We start from the raw sequence: 14,612 nt of genomic DNA, 5'->3' as shown, positions 1-14,612 counted from the left end.
GTTGGAAGTCACCTGCCGCGCCGCGGCAAGCGGTCGCATCGGTGACTGGATGGGATTCTGTAGAGGCTTGTCCAATATTTCAAAGATTTTTAGGATATCGGCTGGATACTTTTCACATATATGGAACTGCGCCATCTCCGTTACTTCCTGGCCGTGGCCGATACCGGCCACATCACGCGCGCGGCCGAGCTGCTGGGCATGCAGCAGCCGCCGCTGTCGCAGCAGATCCGCGCGCTGGAGGAGGAGCTGGGCATTGCCCTGTTCCGGCGCCACCCCAAGGGCGTGGACCTGACCGACGCGGGCCTGGAGCTGCAGGGCGAGGCCACGCGGCTGCTGGCCGACTTCACCGCCATGCGCGACCGCATGCAGGCCTTTGCGCGCGGCGAGCGCGGGCGCATCCATGTGGGCTTCACCAGCTCGGCGGCGGCCCATGCCTTCACGCCCGAGGTGCTGCGCCTGTGCCGTGGCCGCCATCCCGACATTGCGCTGGATGTGAGCGAGAACAATGCCGCCGAGATCACCGAGGCCGTGCAGGCCGGGCGCATGCACTGCGGCTTTCTGCGCGTGCCGGTGGCCCGGCCCGAAGGCCTGGTGTTCGAGACGCTGCTGCAGGAGCCCGCGCTGCTGGCCATTCCCGTGGACCATAGGCTGGCGCGCGATGCATCGCGGCCCGTGGCGCTCAGGCAGCTCGATGGCGAGCGCCTGATCCTTGTGCGGCGCACGGGCGCCCCGGGGCTGTACGCGAACCTGCTGGCGCTGTGCGCCCGGCACAAGGTACAGGTGGAGGTGGCCGCCGAGGTGGAACGCATGATGACCAATGTGAACCTGGTGGCGGCGGGCGTGGGCCTGTCCATCGTGCCGGCCTCGGTGCGCGGCGCCCATCCCGAGGCGGTGGTCTACCGCGCCTTCGAGCCCGCCGTGCGGCTGAGCGCCCCGCTCACCCTGGTGCACCGCGAGGCCGGCACGGAAACCGGCGGCGCAGGACCCGCGGCCACCTTCATCGCCCTGGCGCGCGAGCTGGCGCAGCGCCACCAGGCGCCGGGCGGCTGAGGCATGCGGGCACCGCAAGGCACCGATACCGGCCGGCGCGCCCTGCTGGCGGCGGCTGCCTGCGCGCTGGCCTGGCCCGCCCAGGCATTGCCGGCCCGGCCCGCCTGGCCGGGCGCCAGCGTGCGGATCGTGGTGGCCTACCCCGCAGGCGGTGTCAGCGACATGGTGGCCCGCGCCCTGGCCGAGCAACTGGCGCAGCAATGGGGCACGGCCGTGATCGTGGACAACCGCCCCGGCGCCAGCGGCACCGTGGCGCTGGAGCTGCTGGCGCGCAGCGCGCCCGACGGCCGCACCCTGGTCTTTGCCGCCGCCACCGCCGTGGGCCTGGCCGCAGCCTCCGTGACGCCCGTGGCTGGCGTGATGCGCACGCCCATGCTGCTGGTGGGCACGCCGGCGCTGAAGGCCGCAGATTTCGAAGGCATGCTGGCCGAGGCGCGCGGCATGCCCGGCGGCATACGCTGGGCCACCACGGGCGAGGGCACGACGGGCCACGCCGTGCTGCAGCGCATAGAGCAGGCCACGCGCATTCCCATCGTGCATGTGCCCTACAAGGGCGGGGGCCAGCAGCTCAACGATGCGCTGGCCGGGCATTTCGAGCTGCTGTCCACCAATGTGGCGCCGCTGCAGCTGCAGGCGCTGCGCGCGGGCCGCCTCAAGGCCCTGGCCGTGGGCGCGCCGCAGCGGCTGGCAGCCCTGCCCGATGTGCCCACGCTGGCGCAGCTGGGCCATGCGCAGGCCAACCTGGATTCGCTGTTCGGCCTGTTCGCGCCGCCGCAGATGGCGCCAGCGCTGGCCCAGCGCATCAATGCCGCGGTGGCCCAGGCGCTGCGCGCGCCGGCCATCCGCAGCCGGCTGGAGGCGGCCAGCAACCAGCCGTTCGAGGGTTCGGCCGCAGAGTTCGCGCAGCAGGTGATGCGCGAGGCCGGGCGCTGACCGCCCTGCATCGCTCCCCCCGCACCACGCCCTGCACCACGCCCTGCACCACGCCGGACTGGCTCAACGCGCGTACTTCTTGGCCCCGGCCACGCAGACCACGGCGGCCATGGTGACCAGCACCATGCCCCAGCTCACCTGCTCGTGCAGCAGCAGGGCCGCCAGGCCCAGGCCCATGAAGGGCTGCAGCAGCTGGATCTGGCCCACGGCCGCAATGCCGCCCTGCGCCAGGCCCCGGTACCAGAACACGAAGCCGATGAGCATGCTGAACAGCGAGACATAGGCCAGGCCCAGCCATGCGGGCCGGCCCACATCGGCCAGCGATGCCGGCATGCTGAGCAGGGCGGCCGGCAGCATGACGGGCAGGGCCAGCACCAGCGACCAGCTGATGACCTGCCAGCCGCCCAGCGTGCGCGACAGGCGCGCGCCCTCGGCATAGCCCAGGCCGCAGACGATGATGGCGGCCAGCATCAGCAGATCGCCGCGCAGCGAGCCCCCGGCCCCGCCCACGGCCGCATAGCCGGCCACGAAGGCCGCGCCCGCCAGCGAGAACAGCCAGAAGGCCGGGCGCGGGCGCTCGCCGCCGCGCAGCACGGCGAACACGGCCGTGGACAGGGGCAGCAGGCCCACGAAGACGATGGAATGCGCCGAGGTGACGTACTGCAGCGCCAGCGCGGTCAGCAGCGGAAAGCCCACCACGCCGCCCAGCGCGCTCAGCGCCAGCGAAGGCATGTCGGCACGCGCGGGCCGGGGCTGGCGCAGCGCCAGCAGCATGGCCAGGGCCAGCAATGCCGCGATGCTGGCGCGCGCACAGGTCAGGAAGGTGGGGTCCAGGTCGGCGACCGCCACGCGGGTGGCCGGCAGCGATCCCGCAAAGATCGCCACGCCGATGAATCCGTTGATCCACCCGCTGCTTGTCTTGTCCATCAAAAAGCTCCTTGGTTTGCAGCGGGAAGTGGGCCATTGCACGGCCGTATCTTCCATAGACAGTCCAATACAATTCAAAAGAACTGTTATGCACACAAATCCACTACAGAAGAGAGAGCAGCCATGCGCAGCGGCACACGCATCCAGGCGGTGATGCAAGAGATCCAGTCGCGCATCGCCGCGCGCACCTACCTGCCCGGCACGCGCCTGCCCTCGGTGCGCGCGCAGGCGCAGGCCATGCAGGTGTCGGTGTCCACGGTGGTTGAGGCCTATGAGCGGCTGGCGGCCGAGGGGGTGATCGTCTCGCGCCCGGGCTCGGGCTTTTATGTGGCGGGGCCGGTGGCACCGCTGGCGCTGGGCGGTATCGGGCCGCGCGTGGACAGGGAAGTCGACCCCCTGTGGCTGGCCCGCCAGTCGCTGCAGGCAGATGCCCACGCGCTCAAGCCGGGCTGCGGCTGGCTGCCGCCTTCATGGCTGTACGAGGAAGGCGTGCGCCGCGCGCTGCGCTCCCTGGCGCGCTCGGGCACGCTGGAGCTGACGGAGTACGCAACGCCGCTGGGCCACCCGGCACTGCGCCGCCTGCTGGCGCGGCGCATGGCCGCCATGGGGCTGGAGACCTCGCCCGAGCAGATCCTGCTGACGGAGTCGGGCACGCACTCCATCGACCTGGTCTGCCGTTTCCTGCTGGAGCCCGGCGATACGGTGCTGATCGACGACCCCTGCTATTTCAATTTCCATGCGCTGCTCAAGGCGCACCGCGTGCAGGCCGTGAGCGTGCCCTACACGCCGCAGGGGCCCGACGTGGCCCGGTTCGCCGACGCGCTGCAGGCACATTCGCCACGCCTGTACATCACCAATTCGGCCATCCACAACCCGACGGGCGCCACGCTGTCGCCACTGGTGGCGCACCGCATCCTTAAGCTGGCCGACAGCTCGGACCTGGTGATCGTGGAGGACGACATCTTCTGCGACCTGGAGACCCATGCGGCGCCCCGGCTGGCGGCCTTCGACGGCCTGTCGCGCGTGATCCAGATCGGCAGCTTCTCCAAGACGGTGTCGGCCTCGCTGCGCTGCGGCTTCATCGCGGCGCGGCCCGACTGGACGCAGGACCTGGCGGACCTGAAGATCGCCACCAACTTCGGCGGCGGGCGCATGGCCGCCGACATCGTGCTGCGCACGCTGACCGACAGCGGCTACCGCAGGCACATGGAGTCCGTGCGGCTGCGGCTGGCGCAGGAGATGGAACGCACGGCCGCGCGGCTGCAGGCCCTGGGCATGAAGCCCTGGCTGGTGCCGCAGGCCGGCATGTTCCTGTGGTGCCAGTTGCCCGGGGGCATGGATGCCACGGCGCTTGCACGCACCTGCCTGGAGGATGGCGTGGTGCTGGCGCCCGGCAATGCCTTCAGCCAGTCGCAGAGCGCAGGCGACTTCCTGCGCTTCAATGTGGCGCAGTGCTCGGATGCGCGGATCTTCGAGGTGCTGGCGCGGGCGCTGAAGGGCTAGGCCGTTTCAGCCTGCAGCAGGCCCCGCACCCGTGCCTGCACGTGTTCCAGGGACGGCGGCAGATCGAACAGCACACGGTAGACGATGGGTGCGGCCAGCGCGTCGATCAGGGTGTCCGCAGCGGGCATCGCCTCGCCACGCCGCGCTGCGCGCTCGCCGATCTGCGCCAGTTGCCCGCGCAGGATTTCCACGCAGGCGCAGGGCGTGTGCTCGTTGCCCGCTGCGGCGGCCATGTCGCGCAGCATGGTGCGGCCCAGCGGCGAGGCCGATTCCTCCAGGAACTGCTCGGCCCAGGCCAGCAGGTCGCCCTCCAGCGTGCCCGTGTCCAGCGGCGGCGCCGTGGGCCGGATGATTTCCACGGCCACATCGGCCAGCAGCTGCTGTATGTCGCCCCAGCGCCGGTAGAGGGTGGACGGCGTCACGCCCGCCTGGGCGGCGATGAGCGGAAAGCTCAGTTCCTCGCGCGGCATGGTTTCCAGCAGGCCCTTGACGGTCTGGTAGACCGTGGCCTGGATGCGCGCGCTGCGTCCGCCGGGACGGGCGGGACCGCCTGTTTTGGAAAGGGATGGGACTTGCGTGCTCATGGTTATTAAAGCTAAAAATTTGCGTTAGCAGCGCACAAGCGCAGAATTCGCTAACGCAAAAACTTTGCATTAATTGTGCAGCAGGGCTCTTAACCATGTCGGTACTGCAACCATCCAACTCCACTCCCGCTGCCCGGCCCGGCCGCAGCCTGGCCGTCCTGGCCTTCGGCCTGGGCAGCTTCTTCGCGGCCTCCAGCGCGCCCACGCCGCTGTACCGCCTCTACCAGCATGACTGGGGCTTTTCCTCCGGCATGCTGACCCTGGTCTTCGCGGTCTATGCGCTGAGCCTGCTGCTGGCCCTGCTCACCACGGGCGCGCTGTCGGACCACCTGGGCCGCAAGCCCGTGATCCTGACGGCGCTGGTGCTGGAGATCGTCTCGCTGGCGGTGTTCGCCCGCGCGGGCGACGTGCAGGCCCTGGTGCTGGCGCGCGTGCTGCAGGGCTTTGCCACCGGCATGGCCAGTGCGGCCATGGGCGCGGCGCTGCTGGACCTGCACCGCGAGCGCGGCACGCTGGTGAGCACCATGGCGCCCATGGTCGGCATGGCGGCGGGCATTGTCGTGGCGGGCGAGTTCGCGCAGCTGTGGCGCCAGCAGCTGGGCCTGGTGTTCTGGCTCATGGCACTGATCTTCGTGGCCGTGGCCGCCGCCATGGCCGTGCTGCCCGAGACGGGCGCGCGCCGCCCCGGCGCACTGGCCGCCATGCGCCCGCGCGTGCGGATTCCGGGCCAGGCCCGGGCCGACTTCATGCGCGTGCTGCCCATGAGCATCACGGTGTGGGCGCTGGGGGGCTTTTACCTGTCGCTGGGCCCGTCGATGATCCGCTCGGTCACGGGCTCGGAGATCGCCGCCAGCTTTGCCGTGTGCATCAACACGCTGAGCGCCGCCGCCGCCATCTGGACGCTGCGCAGCCGCGCGCCGCGCGCCATGCTGCAGTTCGGCGGCAGCGGCCTGCTGGCCGGGGTGGCCCTGCTGCTGGTCGGCGCCCATCTGCAAAGCCTGCCCCTGGTGCTGGGTGCCTCGGTGGTGGCGGGCGCGGGCTTCGGCGTGGGCTTCCAGGGCGCGCTGCGCAGCGTGATCCCGCTGGCCGAGCCGCACGAGCGCGGCGCCCTGATCTCGGCCATCTACATCGCCAGCTACCTGGCGTTCAGCGTGCCGGCCATCGCAGCGGGCATGGCCGCCGCGCGCTTCGGCCTGTTGCCGGTCACCTATGCCTATGGCCTGATGCTGATGCTGTTCGCGGGCCTGGCGCTGGCGGGGACGCGCCAGCCCAGGCCGGTGGCCTGTGCACGGCCTAGATCTGCTCCTTGAGCCAGTCGCTGAACAGTTGCACCTTCCTCGACTGGCGCTGCAGCCTGGGCGTGACCAGGTAGTAGGAGGCGCCGGTGCGCACGGGCAGTCCGAAGGGCGCCACCAAGCGGCCGCCATCGATGTCGTCGACCAGCAGCGCGGTCTGGCCAATGGCGATGCCCAGGCCATCGGCGGCGGCCTGCCAGGTCAGCACCGAGCTGCTGAAACGCATGGTCTCCACGCCGTCGATCTCGTCCTCGTAACGGCACAGCCGGGCCCAGGTCTGCCAGTCGGCCTTGCGGTAGTGCGAGACCAGCAGCCGCTTGCGCAGCAGGGCCTGGGGATAGGCGATCTCGGGGGCATTGGCATGCAGGAAGGCGGGGCTGCACACGGGCTCGATCACGTCCTCGAACAGGAATTCAGTGTCCACGCCCTGCCAGGCGCCATGGCCCATCTGTATGGCCAGGTCCACATGGTCGCGATCGAAGTCCACGTCCTTGACCGAGTTGGTGATGACCACGGCGATGTCGCCATGGCGGGCGTTGAAGTCCTGCAGCCGCGGAATCAGCCACTTGGCGGCGAAGGTGGTGTAGGTCTGCAGGCGCAGCGTGTTGTCGGAGCCGCTGCGCATGATCTCGTCCGTGGCGCGGCCAATGCCCTCGAAGGCAGGGGCCACGGCCTCGCCATAGCGCTGGCCGGCCAGGGTCAGGCTGATGCCGTGGCGCTCGCGCCGGAACAGTTCCACGCCCAGATAGGTCTGCAGCACGTTCAGCTGCTTGCTCACGGCGGACTGGCTGATGTGCAGCTCCCGCGCCGCCTGCGTGAGATTGCGGGTGCGCGCCACCACTTCGAAGACCTTGAGGGGGTTGAGCGGCGGGATTCTTCCATGCATGCGCGGATTCTAGGATTGCGCCTGCAGCCAGCGGGCCATGAGCAGGTTCACCTCCGGTGCGCATTCATACTGCACCCAGTGGCCGGCACGCGGCACGATGGTCCAGTCGCGCTCGGCGCGTCCCTGCGCCAGGGATTCGGCGGCCTCCATGGGCTCGGCCGTGACGTCGGCCTCGCCCCAGACCAGCAGCACGGGGCGCCGGTAGTCCTGCAGCAATGCCTGCAGCGCGCTGCCGCGCGAAATGGATTTGCTGCGAAAGCGCGTGGCTTCGCAGGACAGACCATGCACGCACAGGGCCAGCGCATCCACGGCCTCCGGTCCCGACAGCATGAAGACCGCCAGGTTCTGCCGCCACGCGGCCTCGCGCGCGGCGAGGTCGTCGACGCGCCAGTCCAGCAGCGGGGCCATCTCGCGGCGCCTGCCGCCGTGGCCGGCCGTGCCCAGCAGCACCAGGCGCTCCACCCGCTGCACGCGCGCTGCCAGCTGGGCTGCAATCGCTGCGCCGAAGGAAAAGCCCGCCAGGAGAACGCCCTGCTCGGGTACCAGCAGGTCCAGACATTGCTCCAGCGACTGCACCATGGCCGGCAGGCGTGCGGGGTCATGGGCGGGCAGCGCGAAGTCCTGCGAATCACCGAAGCCCGGCAGATCAGGCACCAGCACGCGGAACTGGCGCGACAGCGCTTCGATGTTGCGCACCCAGTGCATCCACGACCCGTGGCCGCCGTGCAGCAGCACCAGGGGGCGGCCCTGCCCCCATTCACGCCAGTGCAGGTCCACGCCCTCGTCCCCCCAGGTGGCGGCAAGCACATGGTGACGCGCCGTGGAGTCCAGCGCCTGCAGGAGGCTGTGGCGCGGGTTCAGCACGCCTGCAGCACCAGTGCATCGACGGCCACCACGCCCTGCCCTTCGGGCAGGACCATGAGCGGGTTGGCCTCGGCCTCCAGCACGCCCAGCTCGGGACGCAGGGCGAGGCGGGACAGGGCGGAGATGGCATGTGCCAGCGCCTCCAGGTCACCCCGGGGCCTGCCGCGCAGGCCGGAGACGGTCTGCAGCAGCCGGACCTCGGCGACCATTTCCCGGGCAGTTTCCACGGATACGGGGGCCATGCGGATGCTGCGGTCGCGCAGCACCTCGGCCCAGATGCCGCCAGCGGCCAGCATGATGACGGGGCCTGCATCGGGGTCGATGCGGTAGCCCACCAGCACCTCGGCCAAGCCCTTGCACAGGGGCTGCACCAGCGCCTGGTCGCAGGCCGTGCCCGGCGCATTGCGCGCCAGGTTGGAGCGCAGGGTGGCAAGGGCACCGTCCAGCTCCTGCGCCGTGCCGACGCCCAGCACCACGCCGCCGACCTCGGTCTTGTGCGCGATGGCCGGCGAGCACAGCTTGGCCACCACGGGGTAGTCAAACGGCAGGTCCCCGACCGACCCCTGCAAAGGCAGGCAGGCAAAGGGCGCATGCGGCATCTGCAGCGCGTCGAACAAAGCATACGCCTGGGCCTCGCTGAGCGCACGGCCCTCGCCCCGCAGCGCAGGGACAGCGGCCACCGGACCCGGAACGCGCCGTGCCAGCACGCTGGCAATGGCGTCGGCGCAGCTCTCCGGCGTGCGAAAGCAGGGAATCTGTGCCTCGGTCAGCGCGGCCAGGGCCTGCGGCGCGTCGGGCACGAGCATGGCCACCAGGGGCTTGGCATGGTCGGCGCTGTCCATGATGGGACGCACCGCCAGGTCCGGCTGATAGCGGGCGGACGAGCCGACGACGGCCACCACCATGTCGATCTCGGGGGCCTGCAGCAGGATGTCCAGCGCCTTCTTCATCACTTCGTAGCGCGTGCCGGCCAGGGTCAGGTCCAGCACGCGGCCTGCGCTGCCGGGGATGCCGGCCTCCTTGAGGCGGGCCAGCGTCTCGCCGGCCACGGGCTGCACGGTGATGCCGCGCAGGCCCAGCTGGTCCACCACCATGGCCGCACCGCCGCCCGTGGTGGTGACCACGGCCACACGCTGGCCGCAGGCAGGGCTGGCGCCGGCCAGGGGCAGCTTGCGCGCCAGCGGGAACACCTCGAACAGCGTCTCCAGCATGTCCACGCGCGCCACGCCCAGGCCCTTGAGGAAGGCATCGGCGATATCGTCCTCGCCCGCCAGCGCGCCCGTGTGCGTGGCTGCCATCTCGGCAGCGGCGCTGGAGCGGCCCAGCTTGTAGGCGATGACGGGCTTGCCGCGCAACGCGGCCTCGCGCGCAAAGGCCTGCAGCGCATCGCCATGGCGCAGGCTCTCCAGGAACAGCACATAGCCTTCTATGCCTGGATCGTCCAGCGTGGCCGCGCAGATCTCGCCCACGCTCAGGTCCACCTCGCTGCCCACAGAGACCAGGCCCGCGAACCCCACGCCGCGCGCCTTGCCGCGCGAGACCAGGGCGCCGATCATGCTGCCGCTGTGCGATGCCACGAAGACCTTGCCGCTGGGCACATCGGGCTCGGCAAAGGCCGCGTTGGCCGTGAGCACCAGGCCGTTGCGCGGATGGACCACGCCCAGGCTGCTGGGCCCCAGGATGCGCAGGCCCGTGGAACGCGCGATCTGCCGCAGCTGCTGCTCGCGTTGCGCGCCTTCGGGGCCCGACTCGGAAAAGCCGCTGGCCAAAATGGTGACCACGCCCACTCCCAGCCGCGCGCATTCGCGCACGGTCTCCAGTACGGTCCCTGTGGGCGAGAGCACGAAGACATGGTCTGGCACCTCGGGCAAGGCGGCCAGGCTGGGCCAGGCGGGCTCGCCCTGGACCTGGCTGCGGTGCGGATTGATGGGGTAGATGGTGCCGGCAAAGCCCGCGCGCCGCAGGAACTGCAGCGGCCGCCCGCCGGTCTTGCCGACGTCGTCGGAGGCACCCACCAGGGCGATGCTTGCAGGCTCCAGCAGGAACTGGCGCAAGGACCGGCGGGAGGACTGCGTGGCGCCGGAGACAGCGGCGGCGGCAATGGAAGTGGAGGCGTTCATGGTTCGGCTTACTTCTCTATCTTGACTTTCTTGAACTGCTCGGACCAGTGGACCACCTCGGCCTGCAACTGCGCCTTGAATTCGGCGGGCGAATTGCCAATCAGCACCGCGCCCTGCGGGACCAGGGCCTCCTTGAATTCGCGGGACTTCACGGCCCTGGCCACGGCGGCGGCCAGCCGGTCGACGATGGGTTTGGGCGTGCCCGCTGGCGCCAGCAGCCCGTTCCACGAATCGGAGACCATGCCCGGCAGGCCCAGCTCGGCAAACGTGGGCACGGCGGGCAGGCCCGGCAGGCGCACGGGGCCGGCCACGGCCAGCGGACGCACTTTGCCTGCTTCCAGGTTGGGCATGGCGCCAGTGGATGTCATGAACGCGACATCGACCACGCCCGCTATCAGGTCGGTGAGCACGCTGGAGCCGCCCGAATAGGGCACATGCAGCATCTGCAGGCCGGCCAGTTGCTCCAGCCGCAGCGTGGCCATGTGCTGGGAGCCGCCCGCGCCCGTGGTGCCATAGCTGAGCGCACCGGGCCGGGCCCGCGCCAGCGCCTCGAATTCCTTGTAGCTGCGCACGGGCAGTTGGGGGCTGGCCGCCAGCACGCCGGGTGCCGAGGAGATCTTGGAGATGGGCTCGAAGCTCCTGAGCGGGTCGAACTTCTGCCTGGGAAACACAAAGCTGTTCATGGTCAGCGGCGCCGCAGCCACCAGCAGCGTATAGCCGTCGGGCGCAGCCACGGCCACGGTCTCCGAGGCGATGTTGCTGGTGGCACCGGGCTTGTTCTCCACGATGAAGGCGCCCTTGAGTTCATCCTGCAGTGCCTTGGCCACCAGGCGCGCCACCACGTCCGTGGGTCCGCCGGCCTGAAAGCCCACGATGATCTTCACGGGCCGCGACGGATATTTGTCCGAGGCCGCTGCCATGCCTGCGCAGCCCATTGCCGCTGCCGCCGCGAGCGCGGCCATCCATGTACGACGATGCATTCCTTGTCTCCTTTTGTAGTGGTGCCGGGTGGTGCCGGTCTTACTGCCGGGGTGCGGGCTGGAAGGCTTTCTGGGAGAAGGTCCGCCCGAAGACGCCCTCGGCGATGCGGTTCCTGAGCACTTCGATGGAGCCGCCGGCGATCATCCAGCCGCGCGTGCGGCGCACGCAGTACTCCACCAGGGCCTCCTGGCTGAAGCCCAGGCCCCCCATGACCTGCATGGCCTCGTTGGACACCTCCCAGCCCGCCAGATTGCAGGCCAGCTTGGCCATGGCCGTGCTTTGCGCGCTGGGCAGGCCATGCTCACCCTCGAGCGCGGCCTTGTAGAGCAGCAGCTGGGCCTGCTCCAGCTTCATCCACATGTCGGCGAACTTCCACTGCAGGCCCTGGAACTCGCACAGCTCGCGTCCGAACTGGCGGCGCACCCGTGCGTGCTCGCGCGCCAGGTTGAAGGCATGCCGGCCCAGCGCCAGCGCGCGCGAGGCATTGCCCAGGCGCTCCACGTTGAAGCCCGAGATCTGCTTCTTGAATCCACCCGCGCCCAGCAGCACGTTCTCGCGCGGGATGCGGCAGTTCTCGAAATACAGCTGCGCCCATTGCTCGCCATTCATGAAGGCCGAAGGCTGGCCGACCTCGAAGCCGGGCGTGCCGCGCTCCACCAGCACCGAGCCTATGCCGTCCACGCCCGGCCCGAAGCGCACGTAGACCAGGAACAGGCCGGCTTCGGGGCTGTGCGTGGAAAACACCTTGCTGCCGTTGATCACATAGTGATCGCCCTCCAGCGTGGCCGTGGTCCTCAGCTCGGTCACGGCCGAGCCTGCATCGGGCTCGGTCATGCCCAGAGAAATGAGCTTTTTTCCAGCCAGCAGATCCGGCAGGAAGCGCGCCTTCTGCGCGGCGTCCGCGTACTCCACGAAGGTGCGTATGGGGCCGAAGTTGCCGGCCTGCACGATGTCGGCGCTCTTGGGGCAGACCAGGGCCACCTGCTCGATGGCAAGCACGGCATGCATGAGCGAGCCGCCCTGCCCGCCGTCGGCCTCGGGAAAGGCAATGCCCAGCAAGCCCTGCTCGGCCAGCAGGCTGGCAGTCTCCCAGGGGTAATGCGGGGAATGCGCACGCTCCAGTGCGCCGGCCGCCAGCTTGTCCTGGGCGAACCGGGCCACGCTGTCGGCGAAAGCCTGGTGTTCTTCGGAAAGGGTGAAATCCATGGTGATCGGAAAGCGGGTTGACGATGGCCTGGATCATTGGCTCCAGCCCACCGCTCAAGTTCTTCCAATCACGCCTCAAGACATGACAAAAGGATATGTCTATCGCGCCGGTGCACCGCTATCGTGAAAGCCTGCATCCTTGCACCACCCAGCCCCGCCCGCCACCCTCACTCCCAACAAGTCCACGCCATGTATGTCAGCGAAACCCTGGGCCAGTTCGGCGCCCGATTCCAGCAAGCGCCTGTCGAGGCCAGCGTTCTCCACCATGCCCGACGCGCCGTGGTGGACTGGTATGCCGCGCTGATCGCCGGCTACGGCATGGACCCCACGCCCCGGCTGGAACGCGCCATGGCCGAAGACCTGGACCGGGGCGGCGCACGGCTGGCCCTGGGCCGGCGCGCCACCGCCCGGGCGGCGGCGCTGATCAACGGTACGGCCTCGCATGCAGCCGAGGTGGACGACATCTTCAAGCACGCCATCTACCACCCGGGCGCACCCACCATCTCGGCGGCCCTGGCGGTGGCGCAGCAGCAAAGGGCCAGCGGCCTGCAATTGCTGCAGGCCGTGATTGCGGGCTACGAGATCTCCACCCGCATAGGCCAGGTACTGGGACGTGCGCACTACCGCTACTGGCACAACACGGGCACGGTGGGCAGCTTTGGCGCTGCTGCGGCGGCGGCCTGTCTGCTGGGGCTGGATGCGCAGCGCTTCACGCATGCGCTGTGCACGGCGGCCACCTTTGCGGCGGGACTGCAGCAGGCCTTCCAGATGGACTCCATGTCCAAGCCGCTGCACGCCGGTCGCGCGGCCGAGGCCGGCGTCGCCGCAGCACTGATGGCCGGCCAGGGCGTGACGGGATCACTCGATGTCTTCGAAGGCGCCATGGGCCTGGGCACGGCCATGAGCGATGCGCCTGATTGGCAGCCCGTGCTGGCGGACCTGGGCCAGGTCTTCAACATCACTGCCATGACGTTCAAGAACCACGCCTGCTGCGGCCACACCTTCGCGCCCATCGACGGCGCCCTGCATCTGCAGCAGGTGCATGGCTTCGCTGCCGACGACATCGCACAACTGCAGGTTGCCACCTATGGCCCGGCCCTCACCGTGGCCGGCAACCGCGCACCACGCACGGCCGCCGAGGCACGCTTCAGCATTCCCTACGTGGTGGCCCATGCGCTGCGCAGGGGCAGCGTGCGGCTGGCGGCCTTCGACGATGGCCCTCTGGGCGATGCACAGACCCGCGCGCTGATGCAGCGCATCACGCTGGAACGGCACCCCGAGCTGGACCGCCAGTTCCCGGCGCAACGCGCCGCGCAGGTCCGCATCACCCTGCGCGACGGCAGTGTGCATGCCTGGCTGCAGCCCACGCGCAAGGGCGATCCCGACATGCCGCTCAGCGACGCCGATCTGCAGGCCAAGCTGGCCGAGCTGGCCGGACCCGTGCTGGGCGCGGACCGGCTGCGGCAGGTGACCGAGCGGCTGTGGACGCTGGACCAGGCCGCAGACCTCGATGGCTTGTGACGCGGGGCCTGCGCCTGCTCAGCCGGGCCAAGCCGAATGGCGGATCACGCTGCAGAAGTTCATCGGTCTGAAAGCCGGCTCCTTGTCCGCCAGCACATCGGCCTTCACGTTGCCGAAGGTGGTCTGGGGCTTGTGCCGGATGCCGTCGTAGAAGGCCTGGATGATCTCCTCCTTGAAGCGCGGACCGCGCGGATGGGCCTGCACGATGGCCTCGCGCTGGGCATCGGCGTAGTCGCCGTAGGTCAGTCCCAGCACATCCATCTCCACCCCGGCCGTCACCAGGGCGATGACGGGATGCATGAACTCGGGAATGCCGGGCGTCGTGTGCAGGGCAATGGCCGTCCAGACCAGATCGATGTCCTGCGTGGCGATTCCGTGGCCCCGCAGAAATTCGCGGGCTGCGTTGGCGCCATCCACCTCGAAGCGGCAGCAATCGCTGCTGTGCCGGTGCGTGAGGCCCATGTCGTGGAACATGCAGCCGCAGTACAGCAGCTCGGGGTCGAACGCCAGGCCACGCCTGGCGCCCGCGAGGGCGCCGAAGTAGTAGACGCGGCTGGAATGGTGGAACAGCAGCGGCGATGCCGTGTCACGGACCAGTTCCGTGACCTCGCGCGCAAGCCGGCTGTCGGGGACGCGGATTCCGTCGATATCGAGACGCATGGGTGGCTCCTTTCAAAGTGCTCGATTCGATTCTGGGGATACACTGCCACGTCATCAATCGACGCATACCGTCGATTTCTGC

At 69.7% G+C, this 14,612-nt stretch carries 13 protein-coding genes; 5 read left to right on the top strand and 8 right to left on the bottom strand.

Going from position 1 to position 14,612, the window contains the following annotated elements:
• Window positions 1-120 precede the first annotated feature (120 nt).
• Window positions 121-1,050 (top strand): LysR family transcriptional regulator, encoded by a 930-nt coding sequence (locus tag JHD82_RS20745; RefSeq protein WP_012203818.1) that lies wholly within the window; start codon window positions 121-123, stop codon window positions 1,048-1,050.
• A gap of 3 nt (window positions 1,051-1,053) precedes the next feature.
• A complete protein-coding gene (locus JHD82_RS20740; RefSeq protein ID WP_199138505.1) occupies window positions 1,054-1,983 on the top strand; it encodes a tripartite tricarboxylate transporter substrate binding protein in 930 nt (309 codons plus the stop codon).
• 63 nt (window positions 1,984-2,046) lie between these two features.
• Here the strand turns inward: JHD82_RS20740 and JHD82_RS20735 are convergent, their stop codons facing one another.
• Window positions 2,047-2,910: a DMT family transporter gene (locus JHD82_RS20735; RefSeq protein ID WP_012203816.1), complete on the bottom strand. Its 864-nt coding sequence runs from the start codon at window positions 2,908-2,910 to the stop codon at window positions 2,047-2,049.
• Window positions 2,911-3,033: 123 nt separating this feature from the next.
• Between JHD82_RS20735 and JHD82_RS20730 the strand changes: the two genes are divergently transcribed.
• Window positions 3,034-4,413: a PLP-dependent aminotransferase family protein gene (locus JHD82_RS20730; protein WP_199138503.1), complete on the top strand. Its 1,380-nt coding sequence runs from the start codon at window positions 3,034-3,036 to the stop codon at window positions 4,411-4,413.
• Here the strand turns inward: JHD82_RS20730 and JHD82_RS20725 are convergent.
• Window positions 4,410-4,997, bottom strand: a complete 588-nt coding sequence (locus JHD82_RS20725) for a TetR/AcrR family transcriptional regulator (protein ID WP_012203814.1) — start codon at window positions 4,995-4,997, stop codon at window positions 4,410-4,412. The genes JHD82_RS20730 and JHD82_RS20725 overlap by 4 nt on opposite strands.
• A gap of 95 nt (window positions 4,998-5,092) precedes the next feature.
• Here JHD82_RS20725 and JHD82_RS20720 point away from each other — a divergent pair, with 95 nt between their 5' ends.
• Window positions 5,093-6,307, top strand: a complete 1,215-nt coding sequence (locus JHD82_RS20720) for an MFS transporter (protein WP_199138502.1) — start codon at window positions 5,093-5,095, stop codon at window positions 6,305-6,307.
• Here the strand turns inward: JHD82_RS20720 and JHD82_RS20715 are convergent.
• Genes JHD82_RS20715 through JHD82_RS20695 form a run of 5 tightly spaced genes read right to left on the bottom strand, consistent with a single transcriptional unit; the run spans window position 6,291 to window position 12,349 of the window.
• A complete protein-coding gene (locus JHD82_RS20715; RefSeq protein ID WP_199138499.1) occupies window positions 6,291-7,178 on the bottom strand; it encodes a LysR substrate-binding domain-containing protein in 888 nt (295 codons plus the stop codon). The genes JHD82_RS20720 and JHD82_RS20715 overlap by 17 nt on opposite strands.
• A gap of 9 nt (window positions 7,179-7,187) precedes the next feature.
• Entirely contained in the window at window positions 7,188-8,042 is an 855-nt protein-coding gene (locus tag JHD82_RS20710; protein WP_199138497.1) for an alpha/beta fold hydrolase, read from the bottom strand.
• Window positions 8,036-10,162: an acetate--CoA ligase family protein gene (locus tag JHD82_RS20705; RefSeq protein WP_199138495.1), complete on the bottom strand. Its 2,127-nt coding sequence runs from the start codon at window positions 10,160-10,162 to the stop codon at window positions 8,036-8,038. Before JHD82_RS20705 ends, JHD82_RS20710 begins: the two co-directional genes overlap by 7 nt.
• A gap of 8 nt (window positions 10,163-10,170) precedes the next feature.
• On the bottom strand, window positions 10,171-11,142 hold the full coding sequence (locus JHD82_RS20700; RefSeq protein ID WP_016454280.1) for a tripartite tricarboxylate transporter substrate binding protein: 972 nt from the start codon (window positions 11,140-11,142) through the stop codon (window positions 10,171-10,173).
• A 40-nt stretch (window positions 11,143-11,182) separates the two neighbouring features.
• Window positions 11,183-12,349, bottom strand: coding sequence for an acyl-CoA dehydrogenase family protein (locus JHD82_RS20695; RefSeq protein WP_199138493.1), 1,167 nt, complete (start codon window positions 12,347-12,349; stop codon window positions 11,183-11,185).
• 189 nt (window positions 12,350-12,538) lie between these two features.
• Here JHD82_RS20695 and JHD82_RS20690 point away from each other — a divergent pair, with 189 nt between their 5' ends.
• On the top strand, window positions 12,539-13,870 hold the full coding sequence (locus JHD82_RS20690) for an MmgE/PrpD family protein (protein ID WP_199138492.1): 1,332 nt from the start codon (window positions 12,539-12,541) through the stop codon (window positions 13,868-13,870).
• Between the two features lie 18 nt (window positions 13,871-13,888).
• On the opposite strand, the gene JHD82_RS20685 is transcribed toward JHD82_RS20690, so the two are convergent.
• A complete protein-coding gene (locus JHD82_RS20685) occupies window positions 13,889-14,530 on the bottom strand; it encodes an HD domain-containing protein (RefSeq protein WP_199138490.1) in 642 nt (213 codons plus the stop codon).
• Window positions 14,531-14,612 lie beyond the last annotated feature (82 nt).

Source organism: Delftia sp. ASV31 (assembly GCF_016428765.1).
Lineage (GTDB): Bacteria > Pseudomonadota > Gammaproteobacteria > Burkholderiales > Burkholderiaceae_C > Comamonas > Comamonas acidovorans.
Note: the sequence above shows the minus strand (reverse complement) of the source record. Positions and strands in the feature narration are given on the sequence as shown.